14 protein-coding genes and 3 riboswitches are annotated in these 18,462 nt (G+C 66.7%); of the genes, 7 read left to right on the forward strand and 7 right to left on the reverse strand.

The window, feature by feature from the left end:
• Positions 1 to 30 precede the first annotated feature (30 nt).
• Positions 31 to 1,335, reverse strand: coding sequence for an aromatic ring-hydroxylating oxygenase subunit alpha (locus AC6CHY_RS10230; RefSeq protein WP_217388863.1), 1,305 nt, complete (start codon positions 1,333 to 1,335; stop codon positions 31 to 33).
• Positions 1,336 to 1,494: 159 nt separating this feature from the next.
• Here AC6CHY_RS10230 and AC6CHY_RS10235 point away from each other — a divergent pair, with 159 nt between their 5' ends.
• The 5 genes from AC6CHY_RS10235 to AC6CHY_RS10255 all read left to right on the forward strand — a co-directional run bounded on the left by AC6CHY_RS10235 (position 1,495) and on the right by AC6CHY_RS10255 (position 6,842).
• The gene (locus tag AC6CHY_RS10235) at positions 1,495 to 2,427 is read left to right on the forward strand and encodes a LysR family transcriptional regulator (RefSeq protein WP_498226637.1); all 933 of its coding nucleotides are present in this window, start codon (positions 1,495 to 1,497) and stop codon (positions 2,425 to 2,427) included.
• 143 nt (positions 2,428 to 2,570) lie between these two features.
• Positions 2,571 to 3,218, forward strand: a complete 648-nt coding sequence (locus AC6CHY_RS10240; protein ID WP_498226638.1) for a methyltransferase domain-containing protein — start codon at positions 2,571 to 2,573, stop codon at positions 3,216 to 3,218.
• 89 nt (positions 3,219 to 3,307) lie between these two features.
• Positions 3,308 to 5,023 carry a LuxR C-terminal-related transcriptional regulator gene (locus tag AC6CHY_RS10245; protein WP_498226639.1) on the forward strand — a complete coding sequence of 572 codons (1,716 nt, stop codon included), beginning with the start codon at positions 3,308 to 3,310 and terminating at the stop codon, positions 5,021 to 5,023.
• Positions 5,010 to 5,534: a methyltransferase family protein gene (locus AC6CHY_RS10250; protein WP_498226640.1), complete on the forward strand. Its 525-nt coding sequence runs from the start codon at positions 5,010 to 5,012 to the stop codon at positions 5,532 to 5,534. The genes AC6CHY_RS10245 and AC6CHY_RS10250 overlap by 14 nt, the downstream gene beginning before the upstream one ends.
• Before the next feature lie 78 nt (positions 5,535 to 5,612).
• On the forward strand, positions 5,613 to 6,842 hold the full coding sequence (locus AC6CHY_RS10255) for a flavin-containing monooxygenase (protein WP_498226641.1): 1,230 nt from the start codon (positions 5,613 to 5,615) through the stop codon (positions 6,840 to 6,842).
• 17 nt (positions 6,843 to 6,859) lie between these two features.
• Here AC6CHY_RS10255 and katG read toward each other — a convergent pair whose 3' ends face one another.
• The 6 genes from katG to AC6CHY_RS10285 all read right to left on the reverse strand — a co-directional run bounded on the left by katG (position 6,860) and on the right by AC6CHY_RS10285 (position 14,493).
• Positions 6,860 to 9,037: a catalase/peroxidase HPI gene (gene katG, locus AC6CHY_RS10260; RefSeq protein ID WP_498226642.1), complete on the reverse strand. Its 2,178-nt coding sequence runs from the start codon at positions 9,035 to 9,037 to the stop codon at positions 6,860 to 6,862.
• A 10-nt stretch (positions 9,038 to 9,047) separates the two neighbouring features.
• On the reverse strand, positions 9,048 to 9,377 hold the full coding sequence (locus tag AC6CHY_RS10265; RefSeq protein WP_498226643.1) for a hypothetical protein: 330 nt from the start codon (positions 9,375 to 9,377) through the stop codon (positions 9,048 to 9,050).
• A gap of 287 nt (positions 9,378 to 9,664) precedes the next feature.
• The gene (acs, locus tag AC6CHY_RS10270; RefSeq protein ID WP_217388856.1) at positions 9,665 to 11,641 is read right to left on the reverse strand and encodes an acetate--CoA ligase; all 1,977 of its coding nucleotides are present in this window, start codon (positions 11,639 to 11,641) and stop codon (positions 9,665 to 9,667) included.
• 106 nt (positions 11,642 to 11,747) lie between these two features.
• Positions 11,748 to 12,569 carry an ABC transporter permease gene (locus AC6CHY_RS10275; protein ID WP_217388855.1) on the reverse strand — a complete coding sequence of 274 codons (822 nt, stop codon included), beginning with the start codon at positions 12,567 to 12,569 and terminating at the stop codon, positions 11,748 to 11,750.
• Positions 12,569 to 13,588 carry an aliphatic sulfonate ABC transporter substrate-binding protein gene (locus AC6CHY_RS10280; protein WP_217388854.1) on the reverse strand — a complete coding sequence of 340 codons (1,020 nt, stop codon included), beginning with the start codon at positions 13,586 to 13,588 and terminating at the stop codon, positions 12,569 to 12,571. The genes AC6CHY_RS10275 and AC6CHY_RS10280 overlap by 1 nt, the downstream gene beginning before the upstream one ends.
• Before the next feature lie 92 nt (positions 13,589 to 13,680).
• Complete coding sequence (locus tag AC6CHY_RS10285; protein WP_217388853.1) at positions 13,681 to 14,493, reverse strand: ABC transporter ATP-binding protein; 813 nt, start codon at positions 14,491 to 14,493, stop codon at positions 13,681 to 13,683.
• Positions 14,494 to 14,497: 4 nt separating this feature from the next.
• Positions 14,498 to 14,586: riboswitch (SAM riboswitch) on the reverse strand.
• Positions 14,587 to 15,009: 423 nt separating this feature from the next.
• Positions 15,010 to 15,106: riboswitch (SAM riboswitch) on the forward strand.
• Positions 15,107 to 15,112: 6 nt separating this feature from the next.
• On the opposite strand from AC6CHY_RS10285, the gene AC6CHY_RS10290 reads away from it, so the two are divergent.
• A complete protein-coding gene (locus tag AC6CHY_RS10290) occupies positions 15,113 to 16,450 on the forward strand; it encodes an acyl-CoA dehydrogenase family protein (RefSeq protein ID WP_498226644.1) in 1,338 nt (445 codons plus the stop codon).
• Between the two features lie 76 nt (positions 16,451 to 16,526).
• Positions 16,527 to 17,930: an LLM class flavin-dependent oxidoreductase gene (locus AC6CHY_RS10295; protein ID WP_217388851.1), complete on the forward strand. Its 1,404-nt coding sequence runs from the start codon at positions 16,527 to 16,529 to the stop codon at positions 17,928 to 17,930.
• Between the two features lie 376 nt (positions 17,931 to 18,306).
• Positions 18,307 to 18,401: riboswitch (SAM riboswitch) on the forward strand.
• Positions 18,402 to 18,462: the final 61 nt, after the last annotated feature.

Genomic DNA, 18,462 nt, shown 5'->3' on the forward strand with positions numbered 1-18,462 from the left:
TTGAGGTGGTGGGCTCGGTCGTGGTCATGGTCACGACAGGTGCTCCTGCACGCGCTGGACGTACCAGTTGATGAATGCCTCGACCTGGTATTCGCTCTTCATGTACGGGCCGGGCTCGTAGGCGGGGCTGTTTGCGCCCTTCTGGCACAGCTCGACGAACGCCTTGTCCTGCAGGTTGGTCTGCTTCCAGGTGTGCGTGAGTTTCTCCAGGTCGTAGTCGTCGCCCTCCACGGCGTCATCGGCGACCAGCCAGGTGGTGCGCACCAGGGTCTGGTGCTCGTTCACCGGGAACACGGCGAACGTGACGACGTGGTCGCCGAGGAAATGGAACCAGCTGTTGGGTTGCAGGTGCATCGAGCAGCGGCCGAGGCGGAAGTCGCGCAGGTCCCCGAGCAGCTTCTTGGAGAGCCGGTGCCCATCGGGCGAGAATGATTCGCCGTCGCCGTCGAGGGACTCGCGCGAGATGCGGATGCCCGCGACGCGGGTGTCGAGCTCCTCGACGACCTCGTAGGGAATGCCATAGCGCTGGCAGCGCTTTTCGAGCGCGGCCTGGGCCTCGGTATTGCGGTCCCAGACCTCCTCGAGGTGCGGGGGGATCAGGCCCTCGGTCAGGCCCCAGGTGGGGAAGAGGGAGCAGGCGAGTTCCGGGTGCCCGTCACAGTGGTAGCACTCCCGGTTGTTCTCCATGACGAGCTTCCAGTTGCCCTCCTCGATGATGTTCTGCTGGTAGGCGACCTTCGCCTTCGAGAGGTCGTGGGGGGCCAGATAGGGCTCGAAGATCTTCGCGGTTTCGTCGAAGTCGGCCGGTGCTTCCTCGGCAATGCAGACGAAGATGAGGCCGGCGTTGACGCGGCTGTGGGCGCGCTTGAGGCCAAAGCATCCCTTGTCGAACTTCGTTTCCCCGGGCGCGGAGGCGTGGATCAAGTCGCCGCTGGGGGCATAGGTCCAGGAGTGGTAGCCGCACACGAGGTTCCCCGTGGTCCCGGCCGACTCGGTCAGGACCCGCGCGCCGCGGTGGCGGCACACGTTGTGCAGGACATTCACGCCGCCCTCGTCGTTGCGCAGCACAATCAGTGAGTAGGGTCCGTAGTCGACCGTCACGTAGTCGCCCGGTTCCGGGAGCTCCGCGACGCTTGCGGCAAAGAGCCAGTGTTCGCCGAAGATGGCCTGCATGTCGATCTTGAAGATCGCCGGATCGGTATAAAACGGCGCGTCAAGGGAATACCCTTCGCGCCGGAAGTCGAACAACTCGGCGATCTCGGCCAGCTGCTCTGCAGGCAATGACGAAGCGAGCTTGCCGCGTGAAGACAGGGGCACGTTCACTGAAGCAGACATGTGTTTACTCCTCGGAGGAATGGGGTGGCAGGCGGGGTCGTGGATCCGGATGGTGATCCATGTCACCGAAATGCTGAAATCTTCTTACTCACGAGGGTAGGGATTGACGCTCTGCAATAAAAGCGCAATATTTTGGGGATAATGATGCAGAATGGGTGCATGATCGACCCGCGACTCACCACGCTCAGAGTGTTTGCCCGGACCGGCACCGTCGGGGCAACCGCGGAACTCACCGGATACTCGCCCTCCGCGGTGTCGGCACAGCTGCGTGAGCTGCAGCGCGTGCTGGGCATGCAGCTGCTGACGAAGGACGGGCGGGGGGTGCGACTGACGGCCACCGGCAGGTTCCTCGTGACGGGCTCCGACGCGTTGATGACGGAATGGGAGCGGCTGCGGGCCGCGGCGCTTCAGGCCGGGGAGCAGGTGCAGTCCCACTTCGGGCTCGGCGGATTTTCCACCGCGGCCGCCCAGCTGCTCGCGCCGCTGGCCGCGGCGCTGCGCACCTCGCGCCCGCAGGTGGTGGTGCAGGTGTTGGAGGCGAACCCGGACCGGTGCTTCGACCTGCTGGTCGCCGAGCGCATCGACCTGGCGGTCATCGTTGCCATGCAGTCCCAGACCTATGTCGAAGAAGACCCGCGCTTCGAGCAGACCACGTTGCTGAACGATCCCCTGGACGTGGTCCTCCCCTCCGACCATCGGCTTGCATCGCGGGCAACGGTGACGCTCGAAGAGCTGGCGACTGAACCGTGGATCACCGAAGCCCCCGGGTCGACCTATCACTCCCTGTTCACCGCGGCCTTCACGGCAGTCGGGGTGACTCCCCGGATTGCCCACGAGGCCGTCGAGTGGGAAACCCAGATCGCCTTCGTCGGCGCCGGGATGGGGGTGGGGCTGCTGCCGCGATTGGCGCCCCTGGGAAGCGCGGAAAATGTGACGCGACTGCGCATCTCCGGCCAGGGACAGCCCTCGCGCAGAATCGTCGCCGCCGTGCGCAAGGGCAGCATCTCCTCGCCGCTGATCAAGGAATCCCTCGGTATCCTGCAGCGGCGGGCAAAGCGAATCCTCACCGAACGGCTGGAGGACGAAGTCTAGGACCACGCGACCCCCGACGCCGTGCCGCCGGTGAGCTGCCGGACGCCGCTGCCGACGGGGCAAGTCCTTCTGGTGGAGACCGCCTGAAAATCCATGCGGACTAGGCCTAGAAACCCCTGCCCGCCGAGGCGCACCATGTGTGCATGAGCGAATCGTTTTTTGGGAACCCCGGGAATTACGCCCGATGCGCGAAGACCTACGACGCCATGATCGGCTCAAGGCTCTACAACAAGGTTTTCTGGGGCACCGACCCCCGGCAGTATTCAATCTTCGCCGCACAGGCGATCGGCTCCGGGCAAGGCCCGCTGCTGGAGGTGGCGGCCGGCACCGCACAGGCCACCGCGACGCTTCACGTGGCCAGCGCACGGGAGACGACGTTGGTGGACATGAGCGCCCCGATGCTGGAGCTGGCGGGCGAGTCAATCGCCCGTGCCGCCGGCGGCACGCTGCCCGAGCGGATCACCCTGGAATGCCGGGACATGCTCGCGCCCGGCGCGGACCACCGTTACGAAACCATTCTGGGGCTGGGGCTGCTGCACCTTGTCCCGGACGTCGCCGCCACCGTCGGTGCGCTGGGGCGGCAACTCGAGGAACACGGGAAATTGTTCCTGGCCTCGTTGGTCAAGGGGTCGGCCCGGTCCAACGCCTACCTTGCGCTGCTGAAGGCCCACGGCGACATCGCGTGCATCCGGACCGCCAACGAGCTCTTTGACCAGGTGCGCGCCAGCGGGCTTGGACCGGTCACGCTGTCCCGGCGCGGGTCCATGGCCTACGTGGAGATTTCGCGCTAGCTGCGTCGGATCGGGCGGCGCAAACCGGCACCGAAGCCGCGGACGCCGCGCCGCTGAACTGCGGTATTCTGGCCGCAGAGGTGTTCAGCGTGAGGGAAAACGGGGCCTTGGAGAAGGGCCGTGAGAGTTTTACGCGGCGGGAATGGAAGGCCGCGCACGGGTACCTTGCGGCGGCGCTGGACGAGGCGCAGCCGGACGGATCAGACCTGTTGAAGCTGGCCATCGTCGCCTATCTGCTGGGCCGCGATGCGGAAAGCCGCGAAAGCCTCGAACGCGCATACCATTCCCACGTGGCCGCCGGACGGTTTTCCGACGCGGTCCAGGCCGCATTCTGGCTGGTGCTGCAATTGGTCCTCGGCGGCGGCGCAGCCCAGGCACACGGGTGGATCGCCAGCGCCAGGCGGCTGTTGCCGCGCTGCCCGCCCGACTGCGCCGCACAGGTGCTGATGCTGGTCCCGGAGACCCTTTTCCGGCTGGAATCCGATCCCGGGTCCGCGCTCGCCGGGGCGACCACGGTGCTCGAGGCCGGGGAACGGCTGGGCGACGCGGACCTGCTGGCATTCGGCACCCTCGCGCGAAGCCAGGCCCTGATCCGGCTGGGACGGATTGCCGAGGCCCTGCCGCTGATCGACGAAGCCATGCTGGTGGTCACCCGCGATGCGGTGTGCCCGATCGCCGTGGGCATCGTCTATTGCGCCGTGATCTCCGAGTGCCGGAGGATCTTCGATGTGCCGCGGGCCCGGGAGTGGACCGATGCCCTGGGCGCCTGGTGCGACCGCCAGCCCGACTTGGTCCCGTACCGCGGGCAGTGCATGGTGCACCGTGCCCAGCTGTTGCGCCATCGCGGGGAGCTGGAGAGTGCAGCGGCGGAGGCAGCCCGGGCCGCGGACCGGCTGGCCCGGCCCCGGCACCCGGCATTGGGCACTGCCCACTACGAGCTGGGCGAACTCGAACGGATTCGCGGCGCGGCTGCGGAGGCAGAACAGCACTACGAGTTGGCGCACGGCTTCGGCGTCTCGCCGCAACCCGGGTTGGGACTGCTGCGCCTGGCCCAGGACCGGGGTCGGGAAGCCGCTGCGGCACTGGAACGCGCCCTGGCCGAGTCCTCGGCCGCCACCGACCGGGCGCGGCTGCTTCCCGCGGCCGGGGAAGCGCTGCTGGCGGTCGGCCGGCTCGACCGTGCCACCGAGGTGGCCCGGGAACTGGCCGGAATCTCGCACTCCTTCGGCTCGGTCCAGTTGCAGGCCGAGGCGCTGTGCCTGCAGGGAAGAATCCTGCTGGCACGAAAGCGTCCCGAGGAGGCACTGGCGCTGCTCAGCCGCGCGCGGGAGCAGTGGTCGGCACTGGACATGCCCCTGGAGGTGGCATTCACGCGGCTGCCGATGGCCGAGGCCTGCCGGTTGCTGGGGGACGCCGAGGGTGCCCGGATGGAGCTGGGTGCCGCAGGTGCGGCCATGCGCGAGCTGGGTGCCGTCGCCGCGACAGTCCGGTTCGACAAGGCGATGAAGGTCGATCCTGCAGCCGGGCCCGGGGTGTCGGAGGCATCGGCGCGGGGGAACGGCGGGCGGATTTCCGCTCGTGAAACCCAGGTGCTCCGCCTGGTTGCCACCGGGATGACCAACCGCAAGGTGGCCGAGACGCTGTTTCTCAGCGAGAAGACGGTCGCCCGGCACCTGAGCAACATCTACACGAAGATCGGGGTGGCGAACCGGGCAGCCGCCACCGCGTACGCCTATGACCGCGGCATCGCCGCAGGCGCCGGGAGGAAACGGGCCACGGACGGCGGAAGGCATGGAAACCCCTAGCGCGGCGGGCCGTTGTGCGACCCGGGGGCACCGCGGCCTGTCCAACGTCCCGGTGCCCCCGCAGCATGTGGCGGGTCTGGGTGCCGCCCTGTTGCTGGGCCGGAGAGGTGCGGCAGCAGGGCGGCATCCCGCACCTCTCCGGGCAAGGGCCGCGGGGGTGGTGCTGGCAGGTACGGGCGTGCTGCTTGCCGTGACCGCCTGGCGGGCGGCACGCCCGGTTCAGTTGGCACACCCGCAGGCGCTGGTGGTCTCCGGGCCCTACCGCCACAGCCGCAACCCGATGTACCTCGCGTGGATGCTGCTCCACGCCGGCATCGGCACCGCGGCGGGCAGCGGCTGGACAGCGCTGACCCTCCCGGCCGCCGCGCTGTTGGTGCACCGGGAGATCCTTGGCGAGGAACGCCGGCTTATCGAAGAATTCGGGAGCCTGTACGCGGACTATGCGGCCCGCACACCGCGCTACCTGCGCCTGGGCACTACACAGAACGACCCATTTGGCCGGGATGGGTGATTCGGCCGAAGCCGTCCACCCCCTCGCGCGCCTAGCCTCGGTACCAAGACCACTCGGGAACAAACCCAGGAGGACGTCATGGGTACCGAAACAGTTGACACGCTGGTGATCGGGGCAGGCCAGGCCGGGCTCGCCACCAGCTATTGGCTCAACCAGGCAGGCATCGGGCACGTGCTGGTTGACCGCCGCCAAACCCTCGGCGGCGCGTGGCAGGACCGCTGGGACAGCTTCCGGCTGGTCACGCCGAACTTCGCCCTCCAACTGCCCGGCATGCCGTACGAGGGGCCGGACCCGGACGCCTACCTGGGCCGTGATGCCGTCATCGAGCTGTTCCGCGGCTATGCCGGGCGGATTCAGGCACCGGTGCGGCTGGGCACCGAGGTGACGGGGCTGGCGGTGGCCAATGGCGGCTTCCGCGTCGAAAGCACTGAAACCGCGTTTGCGGCGCGCCGGGTGGTGCTGGCCACCGGCCCCTACCAGGTGCCGCGCCTGCCGGAGGTCGCGGCGGCGTTCCCCGGCACCGTCCTGCAGCTGCACAGCAACGGCTATCGGGAACCCGGCCAATTGCCCGCCGGCGCGGTGCTGGTGGTCGGGAGCGGGCAGTCCGGAACGCAGATCGCCGCCGAACTGCTGGCAGCCGGCCGCCGCGTGCACGTGGCGGTGTCCTCCTGCGCCGCCGCCCCGCGCAGCTATCGTGGCCGGAACCTGTACTGGTGGCTCATGCAGATACTGATCCAGGGCCCGAAGCTCGGCATGCAGGTGCCCACGGTGGATGACCTGCCCACCCCCGCCGCCCGCTTCGGATGCCATCCGCACCTGGTCGAGGATTCCCCGCGCCGCCTGGCCGAACGCGGTGCGGTGCTGCACGGGAAGGTCCGGGGGGTTGAGGGTTCCACGGTGCGGTTCGCCCAGGACGTGGCCGGGCAGGTGGCCTTCGCCGAGGCAGACTTCGACGTCCGCTTCCGGCCGATGTTCGACGCCTATGCAGCTGCCGTCGGGCTTGACCTGCCGCAGGAACCGCCGGACACCGGACGCGGGCCGGTTCCGGAGGGGGAGGCCAGCGTGGATCTGGACGCGGAAGGGATTTCCGCGGTGGTGTGGGCCACCGGCTACCGGCTGGACTTCTCCTGGCTGGGGCTGCCGATCCTCGATGACTGGGGCTACCCGCTCCACCGGCGCGGCGTCACCGTCCAGCCGGGGCTCTACGTGATCGGGCTGCCGTGGCTGCATGCCGAGCCGTCGTCGGTGATCCCCGGGGTCGGCGCCGATGCCGCGCACCTGGTCCGGGAGATGGTCGAGGCCGGCTGACCGGCCGGCGCGGGGGACTACCTCCTCAGCTCAAAGCGGTCGGCGTCCATGAGCTTGGCCCAGGCAGCGGCGAAGTCGAGCGCGAACTTCCCCTTCGCGTCGTCCGAGGCATAGGCCTCGGCCAGGGCGCGCAGCTCGGAGTTCGATCCGAAGACCAAGTCCACGCGGCTGCCGTTGAAGCGGCCGTCGGTGGTGGAGAAGGTCTTCTCCTCGGCGTCCGGCGTCCATTCCAGGCCCAGCTCCAGGAGGTTCGCGAAGAAGTCGTTGGTCAGCGCGCCCGGGGTGTCGGTGAAGACGCCCAGGTTCGAACCGTCCCAGTTGTTGCCCAGCACGCGCAGGCCACCGAGCAGCACGGTCATCTCCGGGGCGGAGAGGCCCAGCAGGTTCGCGCGGTCGATCAGCAGGTACTCACTGGGCATCTTCAGGAGGCCCGAGTCGTAGTTGCGGAACGCATCGGCGACCGGCTCAAGCCACGCGAATTGCTCCGGATCGGTCTGTTCCTGGGTGGCATCCACGCGGCCCGGGGTGAACGAGACGGTGAGTTCGTGTCCCGCGGCCCGCGCGGCCTGTTCGACGCCCACGTTGCCCGCCAGCACCACCACGTCGGCGAAGGAGGTCTTGACCATTGAGCTGGCGTTGAACCGGGCGACGACGGCCTCGAGCGTGGCGATGACGTCCCTGAGCTGCGCGGGCTGGTTCACGGCCCAGGACACCTGTGGTTCCAGGCGGATGCGGCCGCCGTTGGCGCCGCCGCGCTTGTCGGAGGAGCGGAAGGTGGAAGCGGCCTTCCATGCGGTGGAGACCAGTTGCCTCACGCTCAGCCCCGAGTCGGCGATGAGTGCCTTCAGCGCCGCGATCTCCGCATCGCCCAGCGTCGCGGCCGGGGCGGCGGGGAGCGGATCCTGCCAAATGAGGTCCTCGGCCGGGACCTCCTTGCCCAGGTAGCGGGACTTCGGGCCCATGTCGCGGTGGGTCAACTTGAACCAGGCGCGGGCGTACGCGTCGGCGAACTTCTCCGGGTTCTCCATGTAGTCCCGGGAGATCGGGCCGTAGATCGGGTCAAGGCGCAGGGAAAGGTCGGTGGTGAGCATGCGCGGTTCGCGGCGCTGCTCCGGGTTGTGGGCCATCGGGACCGTGCCTGCGCCGGCACCGTCCTTCGGGCGCCACTGCTGGGCTCCGGCGGGGGAGAGGAACATTTCCCACTCGTAGCCGAAGAGGATCTCGAAGAACTCGTTGTCCCAGCGGGTCGGGTGGTAGGTCCAGGTGACCTCCAGCCCGGAACCGATGGTGTCGTCGCCGTGGCCACTGCCATGGCCCGACTTCCAGCCCAGGCCCTGCAGCTGGAGCGGTGCGGCCTCCGGGTCGGGACCCTTGTGGGACTCGGCCTCGGCACCGTGGGCCTTGCCGAAGGTGTGCCCGCCGGCGATCAGCGCGACCGTCTCCTCGTCGTTCATGCCCATGCGGCGGAAGGTCTCGCGGATGTCGACGGCCGCGGCCAGCGGATCGGCCAGGCCGTCCGGACCCTGCGGGTTCACATAGATCAGGCCCATCTGGACCGCCGCCAGCGGGGCCGCAAGGTCGCGGTCACCGGTGTAGCGCTCGTTGTCCAGCCACACCTTCTCCGGGCCCCAGTACACGTCGTCGTCGGCCTCCCACACGTCGGGCCGACCGCCGGCAAAGCCGAAGGTCCTAAAGCCCATGGTCTCCATGGCCACGTTGCCGGCCAGGATGATCAAGTCGGCCCAGGAAATGGACTGGCCGTACTTCTTCTTGACCGGCCAGAGCAGGCGGCGGGCCTTGTCCAGGTTGACGTTGTCAGGCCAGGAGTTCAGCGGGGCGAAGCGCTGCTGGCCCGACCCGCCGCCGCCGCGCCCGTCGTGGCTGCGGTAGGTGCCGGACGAGTGCCAGGCCATGCGCACGAAGAGCGGGCCGTAGTGGCCGTAGTCGGCCGGCCACCAGTCGTACGACGTGGTCATGGCCGCGGCGAGGTCCGCCTTCACTGCGTCCAGGTCCAGGGCCTCGAAGGCCTCGGCGTAGCTGAAATCCGCGTCAAGTGGGTTGGAGACCGGGGTGTTCTTGGCCAGGATCCCCAGGTTGAGCCTGTTCGGCCACCACTCGGCATTCGCGTTGCCGGGAATGGTGTGGGCGCCGCCGCCGTGGGGAACGGGACACTGGTCGCTCGTGGTTTCAGACATGGCTACCTTCTTAGGTTGACTTGTCGGGTTGGGGTACCGGGGCCCCGGCAGGCGGCTTAGGCATCGCCGGAGGAGCTTGGTGGTGGTTGTCGCCCATGCAGGTCCGGTGGCGGCTGGTGTTCCCGTGCCGTTGGCAGTCCAGCACGGCACCAAGGTGGAGCGCCCGCTTCAAGGAGCCGTATGCGGCCGGGCGTGGCTCCGGGCAGCGCTCCCGGTGGTCGGCAACGAGGACGGCATCGGCATTGGCACGAGGCTTGGCGCAGACCGCGGCGAGTCGCAGGGGCATCATGTTCATGGACGCCTCGCGCGACACTGGCTCGAGCTCAACCGGTCTTGTCATGCTCAACTTTTCCGCTGGTCTTCAACTGGCCCCGACGGGAGCGGTTTCGGACTGAATTATTTCGTGGAACCCCGCATCACGGCGTGCGGTCCGGGCGGGCGGGGCACCCACCAACAAGCCTAACTGCCACTCGTGCCATGCGCTACGGCTACAGCGGTGCGGTGGCGCCGAATGGCTGAGCCCCCTTCCCCGGCAGGGGGAAGAGGGCGGCGGCGAACGGGGCCCGGGCCTCGAAGCACGTCGGGAAACGCAGCATTCCGCTGCGTTTCCCGGCGCGCGAAAGTTGCCTAGCGCTCGCAGATTTCCTTGATTTCAGCGATGCACGGCTCGTTCTGCAGGCTGGTGGTGTCGCCCAGGGTGCTGCCCTCGAAAAGCTGGGTCAGCAGCCGGCGCATGATCTTGCCCGAGCGGGTCTTGGGCACGTCGGGAACGAAGACGATGTCGCGCGGCTTGGCGATGGGCCCGATCTGGGTTGCCACGTGGTTGCGCAGCTCGGCGATGAGGGCCTGCTGCCTGGCCAGCGCCTCGCCGGCCAGGTCCGTTCCAACCACCGACTTGTCGAAGGGCACCACGAACGCGGTGGCAGCGTGGCCGGTCTTGGCGTCGGCGGTCGGGCAGACCCCGGCCTCGACAACCGCCGGGTGGGTGACCAGGGCGGACTCGATCTCGATGGTGGAGAGCCGGTGTCCGGAGATGTTGATGACATCGTCCGTGCGGCCCAGGATCCAGATGTCCCCGTCGGCATCGAAGCGCGCGCCGTCCCCGGCCAGGAACCAGCCCTGCTGCGCGTACTTCTCCCAGTAGGAGGTGTAGTAGCGCTCGGGGTTTCCCCAAACGGTCCTGGCCATGGACGGCCCGGTCTTGGTCAGCACGATGTAGCCCTGCAGGTTTTTCTCCACCGTTTGCGCGGCATCGTCGACGATGTCCACCGCCACGCCCGGCAGCGCCCGGGTGCCGCAGCCGGGCTTGAACGCGGTGTCGTCCTGGCGCGGGGAAAGGATCGTCGCGCCCGTCTCGGACTGCCACCAGGTGTCGACCATCGGGATGCCGGACTCGGTGTCGCGCCCGATCTGGCCACGCAGCCAGCGCCACGCCTCCGGGTTCACTGCCTCGCCCACGGTTCCGGCCAGCCGGATCGAGGACAGGTCGTAGTCGGCCGGGATCCCCTCGGGGAACCAACCCATCAGCGAGCGCACCAGGGTGGGCGCGGTGTAGTAGCTCGTGACCCCGTAGCGCGCGATGATCTCGAAGTGGCGGCCCGGGTGCGGGGCGTTGGGCACGCCCTCGTAGATGACCTGGGTGACGCCGTTGGACAGCGGCCCGTAGATCTCATAGGTGTGCGCGGTGACCCAGGCCAGGTCGGCCGTGCACCAGTGGACATCGTCCTCGCGCTTGGCCGGATCCGGGTGGGAGAAGAGGAACTCGTGGCTCCAGGAGGCCTGCGTCAGGTAGCCGCCGGTGGTGTGGACCAGGCCCTTGGGCTGCCCGGTGGTGCCGGAGGTGTACATGATGAACAGCGGGGTCTCGGCGTCGAAGGCCTCCGGGGCGTGTTCGGTGCTCGCGGTGTCGACAGTCTCGTGCCACCACACGTCCCGGCCCTCGACCCAGTTGATGTCGGTGTGCCCGGTCCGGTTGATGACCAGCACGTGCTCGATCGCGTTGTCCCCGGAAACGGCCTCGTCGGCGTGCGCCTTGACCGGGACCGAGGTGCCGCGGCGGAACTGGCCGTCGGTGGTGACCAGGAGCTTGGCGCCGGTGTCCTCGACACGGAACTTCAGCGCCTCGGCGGAGAAGCCGCCGAAGACCAGCGAATGAACCGCGCCGATGCGCGCGCAGGCCAGGGTGATGACGATGGTTTCGATGAGCACCGGCAGGTAGATGACCACGCGGTCGCCCTTGCCAATGCCGAGTGCCTCCAGCGCATTGGCGGCCCGGGATACACGGTCCTGCAGGTCCTGGTAGGTGACGGTGGTCCTGTCCCCGGGCTCGCCCTCGAAGTGCAGGGCAACCTTGTCTCCGCGGCCGGCCTCTACGTGCCGGTCAACGCAGTTGTAGGCGGCATTGAGCTTGCCGCCCTCGAACCAGCGCAGTTCGGGGCCGCGCCTGGCCGCCTGGTCGACACCGGTGCTGGTGTGGATGGTGTGCCAGTCCTCGGACCAGCTCAGGCGCCGCGCGGCGGCGTCCCAGAATGCGAGCCGTTCGGCTTCGGTCAGGGAGGCTTCGTTGGCGATGTCAGTCGTGACGGGGTGCAGGGTTTCAGTCATTGTTTTCTCCATTGCTCCTGGCAGTAGCACCGGTCTCGGGGAGGTGCTTGTTGCGGCGTCGTGACGCCAGAAATCTGGGCCGCTCGAAACGGGTGGTTGGTTGCCCTTAGGCCCAGCGCCTGACTGCCCAGCGTTCAGCCAGGCCCACCAGTGCATCGGTGGCCTTGCCGATCACTGCCAGCAGGATGATTGCCAGAATCAGTCTGTCGATCCGGCCGTTGTTCTGTGAATCGGTGAGCAGGAAGCCAAGCCCCATGGAAGATGCGATCAGTTCCGCAGCCACCAGGAAAAGCCAAGCCTGTGCCAGGGCGAGCCGGAGGCCGGAAAATATGGCAGGAACCACGGCAGGCAGCTGGATGGTGGTCAGCAACTTGATCCCCTTGAGGCCAAAGGCACGTCCGGCCTCGATGAGGTTCTTGTCCACATGGCGTAGCGCCAGGTACACGGTGGTGAACACCGGGAAGAAGGCGCCGATGGCAATCAGCGTGATTTTCGAATCTTCACCGATCTTCATCCACAAGATCAGCAGGGGAACCCAGGCCAGCGACGGCACCGCACGAATGGCTCCAATGGTGGGGCCCAGCAATGCGTCGGCGAGCCGCGACAGTCCAACCAAGGCGCCAAATCCAAGCCCAAGCACCGCGCCAATGGCGAAGCCCACCAGGACGCGTTGGGTGGAGATGCCGATGTGCGTGCCAAGTTCCCCGCGCCCGATCAGGTCCACTGCGGCCGAGTACACCGACGTGGGGGATGGGAGCTGTGCGGAGGTGACCCAGCCGAGGGAGGTGGCGCTCTGCCACAGCACGAGGACAAGCAGCGGCACCAGTGCGCCGAGCCCGATGCGGCCCAGTGTCGAGCCCGGGATCCGGGGCCCGCTTGCACTGGCTGGCGTCGTTTCCTTGGTGTTGAGGGAAAAATCGGCAGACATTACGAACCCTTGACCTTCGAAGCGTCGGCCTTTTTGGCGAAGGAATCATCGATGAGGGAATCAAGAGCCGTGTCGACCTTGGCCTGGCTGGTGACATCGCCGGTCTCGACAAAGATCGGTCCCACGACCGTCAGGACGTCGACCAACTTTTGGCCGGGCACCGCGGAGACATCAAGATTGGAACGCTCGAGGATCACCTTGTCGGCAACCGGTGCTTCCAGCCCTGCCACGTCGGCCAGGATTGTCGCGGTTTCCTTCTGGTTCTTGGCGGCCCATTCGCGGGCCTTTTCGTAGGAGTCCACCACGACCTGGGCGATTTCCGGGGACTCCGCCAGGAAGGATTCGTTGGCGTTCAAGGCACCGTAGGTGTTGAAATCCAGGTTGCGGTAGATCAAGCTGGCGCCGTTCTCCTCCGCGCCGGCCATGATCGGGTCCAATCCACTCCAGGCATCCACGGAACCGTTTTCCAGGGCGGCGCGGCCATCGGCGTGCTGGAGGTTCTCCACGGTCACGTCATCCGGGCCGAGACCTGCCTGCTCCAGGGCCTGCAGCAAGAAGAAGTAGGGGTCGGTACCCTTGGTGGCGGCGACCGATTTGCCCTTGAGTTCGCTCACGTCCTTGATGGGTGAGTCCTTGGCAACAACCAGGGCGGCCCATTCCGGTTGCGAGTAGATGTCGATGGTCTTGATCGGGGAACCGTTGGACCGGGCCAGCAGGGCGGCGGAACCCGCGGTGGATCCCACGTCGATTGCCCCCGCGCGAAGCGCTTCGTTGGCCTTGTTCGAACCGGCCGACTGCACCCAGTTGACGGTGACGCCCTGTTCCTTCAGCGAGGCTTCCAGCCATCCCTTTTCCTTGAGCACCAGGGACAACGGGTTGTAGGTGGCGAAGTCGATGTTGAGGGTCGTGGCTTCCGCAGCGCCCGAGCCCTCGCCGGCGCAACCGGTCAGCAACGCGGTGGCGGCAACCAGCGCGGAGGTGGCAATGAGAGTGCGGCGTGAGAAAAGGTTTCGGTTCATGGGTGAATTCCTTGAATGGGTGAACGCACGACAAGAAGGACGCTCGTTCAGAAGATGCGAGTGGTGTGAAGTGACGGTGCTTGGGTGCCGGTTTAGTGGCGGTGTGCGTCAACGCCGAGCGATGCAAGAAGTGAGCTGCGCATTCGGCCGAGGCTTTCATCGTTGCGGTTTCGCGGACGTGACCCCGGGACCGTGAGGAGCTGGGTGACGGTTGCGGCTGTTGCGCCGTCCGGGCGTCCCAATACGACGATGCGGTCGGCTAACTGCAGTGCCTCGTCAACGTCGTGGGTGACCAGCAAGACCGTGGTCGGGTACGCGCTGTGGATGTCCAGCAGGAGATCCTGCATCTTCAAGCGGGTCAATGCATCCAGGGCGCCGAACGGTTCGTCCAGGAGCAGGACGCCGGGGCGTCGGGCCAGGGCCCGGGCGAGCGAGACGCGCTGGGCCATGCCGCCGGAGATTTCCCTCGGGCGCAAATCGCTGTAGGCATCGAGTTCCACGAGTTCGAGCAGCTCTGCGATGCGTGCCGCACCGGTGGTGCGGTCGGTGCCCGCCGGAAGGCCCAAGGAAACGTTGTTGGTCACGGATTTCCATGGCAGCAGGCGTGGCTCCTGGAACGCCACCGCACAGCGGGTGTCCAGTCCGTTGACAGCGGTGCCGTCGATCAGGACCTGCCCGGCGGATGGCTGGTCCAGCCCGGACACGGATCGGAGCAATGTGGACTTGCCGCAGCCGCTTGGGCCGAGGATTGCCACGACTTCTCCCGGGGTGACCTCGAGGTCGACATCGTGCAGCACCTCGCGACCGCCGAAGCTGCGGCCAACGCCCTGGAATGTCACGCGAAGCGCGTTGCTGGAAACACTTGTCGGTGCGACAAACGTCGGGTGGTCAAGCGTGGAAGTCATGATCTCTCCATCGGACTGGCGGTAGCACCGGCCTCGACGAGGTGGTTGCTGCGGCGTCATAGAGCCAGATCTCTCGGCCGCTCGGGATGGGTTATGACCACCATCAAAGTCGATGCGGCGTCACAGGAGCAAGCCCGCCGTAATGTGACCGAATGTTCGACGGGGTGGAATTTAATGACCATGCGTCGAATTATCTACGGAAATCTACGGGACTTTCGATCATTCAACTTGTGGTGCTTTGGAGGTTTCGGGCAATCGGATCCGGTCCGGGGATCGTCCGTGTGGACCCCGGGATCTCGCGCACATGCTTGCCAAGGGTCGTGTGGGTCATTTGGTTCCGCGGCCTCCAACCGTGCGCCCACCGTCGTCGAACGAATGGCTGGTGGAATGCCGGTGCGCCGGTGCTTCGCCCCTGCCCCGGCGGGCAGCGAATCCCGTTTTGCCCTGTGACGCAACCGTCAATTGTGACGAAGCGGGTTGTCACCGCTTCGCCGAGGCGTGTAGAAATATGACCAACAACCATCCAGAGCGGCCGAGAGATCTGGCTCCATGACGCCGCAGCAACCCCTCCCCTTAATTGGGCGGTAGGTGCTCACGCCAGAACCGATGGAGAGAATTCATGGCTGTCGATTCCTTTGCACATGCACACGCTGTCGAAGCGGACCCCAACATCTTTGGTGCCGTCAACCTCGACGCATTTACCGGCGACACCCCGGCCCGGCACCTGCTCAAGCTCACTCCGGGCGTTCCCCGTAATGGGCACTATGACGAGTTGGCCGCGATCTTCCGCCCGGTCTTCGCCAGGATCGCCTCCGGGGCCAGTGAGCGCGACGCCAACCGGACCCTGCCCTTCGAACCGGTTGGCTGGCTGAACCGGGTGCGGTTCGGGGCGCTGCGCATCCCCGTCGCCGAGGGCGGCTACGGTGCCAGCGTGTCCGACTTGTTCCGCCTGCTCATCGAACTGGCAGAAGCCGATTCCCAGGTGGCACATCTGTGGCGCTCGCACATCGGCTTCGTCGAATCCGTGTTGCAGCTGGAAGACGATGCCTTGCGCCACCGCTGGGTCGAGCGCATCGTTGCCGGGCAAATTATCGGCAACGCCTACACCGAGCGCGGCGGAAACCGGCTGGGCACCCTGAACACGACCATTGCCAAGCAGGGCGAGCGCTGGATCCTCAATGGCGAAAAATACTATTGCACCGGCACGATCTACGCGGACTGGGTGGCAGTCGCCGTGGCGCACCCCGCCCGTGCCGGCAGGCAGATCGCCGTGGTTTCCACGCAGCATTCCGGCGTCAAGATCCTTGACGACTGGGACGGATTCGGGCAGCAGCTCACCGGCACCGGCTCAACCACGTTCGAGAATGTCCCGGTGGACACGATCCTTCCCGACGAGCAGCAGGTCAACGACCCGGAATCCGCCATCTTCCAATTGGTGCTACTCGGGGTCCAGGCGGGAATCACGCGCGCCGTGCTCAACGACATGCGCTCCTCGGTCCAGGCCCGCACCCGAAGCTTCAGCACCGGGACCGGTGTTCCGGTGCGCGAAGAACCCCAGGTACTGCAATTGGTCGGCGAGGTCTCCGGCACCGCATTCGCGGTCGACTCCATCGTCCTGGCCGCCGTGGCGGAGATCGAGGTCGCGCTGGCCGATGTATCGCTCAGCCCGGCCGAGCGGTTCGCGGTGTGTGAACTCGCCGCGGACAGGGCCCAGGCGGTCGTCCAGCCGCTGGTGCTCTCCGCGGCGACCAAGCTCTTTGACGGACTGGGTGCCTCGGCAACCGCCAAGGGATGCAACCTGGACCGGCACTGGCGCAACGCGCGCACCGTTGCCACCCACAACCCCGCGATCTACAAGTCTCGCATCATCGGCGACTACGAGGTCAACGGCACGGCGCCCCAGCAGCTCAACGCCATCGGCGACGTGGGTGCCACCCAGGGAACCGGCATCCCGTAGAACAACACGAGCCCCACATCAACTTGATCCGCACAACACCGGATCCGCAACTCCCAACACCTCGCGAAGGATAAACATGAGCACGACTCCCGCCCCACGCCAGATCCGCTTCAACGCCTTCGACATGAACTGCGTCGGACACCAGTCCCCGGGACTGTGGAAGCACCCCAAGGACCAGTCCGCCAGCTACAAGGACCTATCCTACTGGACCAACCTGGCCAAGACCCTGGAAAAGGGCAAGTTCGACGGCATCTTCATCGCCGACGTGCTGGGCACCTACGACGTCTTCGGCGGCTCCAACGAGGTGCCGCTGCGCACCGGCGCCCAGGTCCCGGTCAACGACCCGCTCATGCTTGTCTCCGCGATGGCCGCCGTGACCGAGAACCTCGGCTTCGGCGTCACCGCCAGCACCTCCTACGAACACCCGTACCCTTTCTCCCGCCGCCTGGCGACCCTTGACCACCTGACCAAGGGCCGCATCGGCTGGAACGTCGTGACCGGCTACCTGCCCTCCGCCGCCCGGAACATGGGCCAGGAAGACCAGCTTGAGCACGACGAGCGCTACAACCACGCCGACGAATACCTCGAGGTCGTGTACAAGCTGCTCGAGGGTTCCTGGGAAGAAGACGCCGTGGTTCGCGACGCCGAGCGCGGTGTCTTCACCGACCCGGCCAAGGTCCACGAGATCAACCATGAGGGCAAGTACTTCAAGGTCCCGGGCATCGCCATCACCGAGCCCAGCCCGCAGCGCACCCCGGTGATCTTCCAGGCCGGAACCTCCTCGCGCGGCATGCAGTTCGCCGCGGCAAATGCCGAGGCAGTCTTCGTCACTTGCCCCACCAAGGACATGCTCAAGGCCACGGTCACCAAGATCCGCGACGCCGCCGAGGCGGCCGGCCGTGGACGCCACGACGTGCGCATCTACACCATGCAGACCATCATCACGGACGTGGATTCCGCCGCCGCGCAGGCCAAGTTCGAGGACTACAAGTCCTACGCCGACATCGACGGCGCCCTTGCGCTGATCTCCGGCTGGATGGGCGTGGACCTGTCGACCTACGGCCCGGACGACGTTATCGGCGACAACGTGAAGTCCAACGCCATCCAGTCCACCGTGTCGATGTTCCAGCAGGCCAGCGGCGATTCGGGCAACCCGTGGACGATCCGCCAGCTGGCCGAGTGGGTGGGCGTTGGCGGCTTCGGACCGATCACCGTCGGCTCGCCGACCGAGGTCGCCGACAAGCTCATCGAGTGGGTCGAGGACACCGACGTGGACGGGTTCAACCTGGCCTACGCCATCACCCCGGGCACCTTTGAGGACATCGTGGAGTTCATCGTTCCCGAGCTGCAGGCACGCGGCGCCTACCCGACCGAATACGTCGAGGGCACGCTGCGCAACAAGCTCTTCGGCAAGGGCGACCGCGTCCAGGACTCCCACCGCGCGGCGAACTACCGGTTCTCGAACGCCGAGGTCAAGTAGCCGGGAGTAACTCCCGCACGAGTTTCGGGCGGCGGCGCACCATGAGGTGCGCCGCCGCCCGGGCCGTTTAAGGGGCCGTGAACGTTCGGGACGGCCGGCAGCCTGAGACCAGGAAAGAGAGTCAGCCGCCATTTGCCCAGTCGATGAGTTCCGGGGCATGAATTTGTGCACATTATCAACATGACGCCCCGGTGAAGCAAGGCCAGGTTGTTTTTCGCTTCACGTTCTGACTTATGACGCTTCGTGAAGCAAATCCGGCCCCAAAGCCGATCCGTGCGTCGATTTATTTCACGGCGAACCCTTTTATGTTGGTTGTATCGAAGATCCTGCGACACACTTGAATTGTTCGACGCTGGAAACCAACCAACACGAGCACACACCATCCAGAGCGGCTGAGAGACCTGGCTCGTTGACGCCGCAGCAACCACTCCCCTCATGGGGATCCGGTGCTACCGCCAGGACCGATGGAGATAGCCAAACTCTGCGCGGTCCGCCGAATGCTGTCATGTCTTGGACAGGTATTCGACTGATT

It is taken from the genome of Paeniglutamicibacter sp. GQ140 (assembly GCF_059759235.1).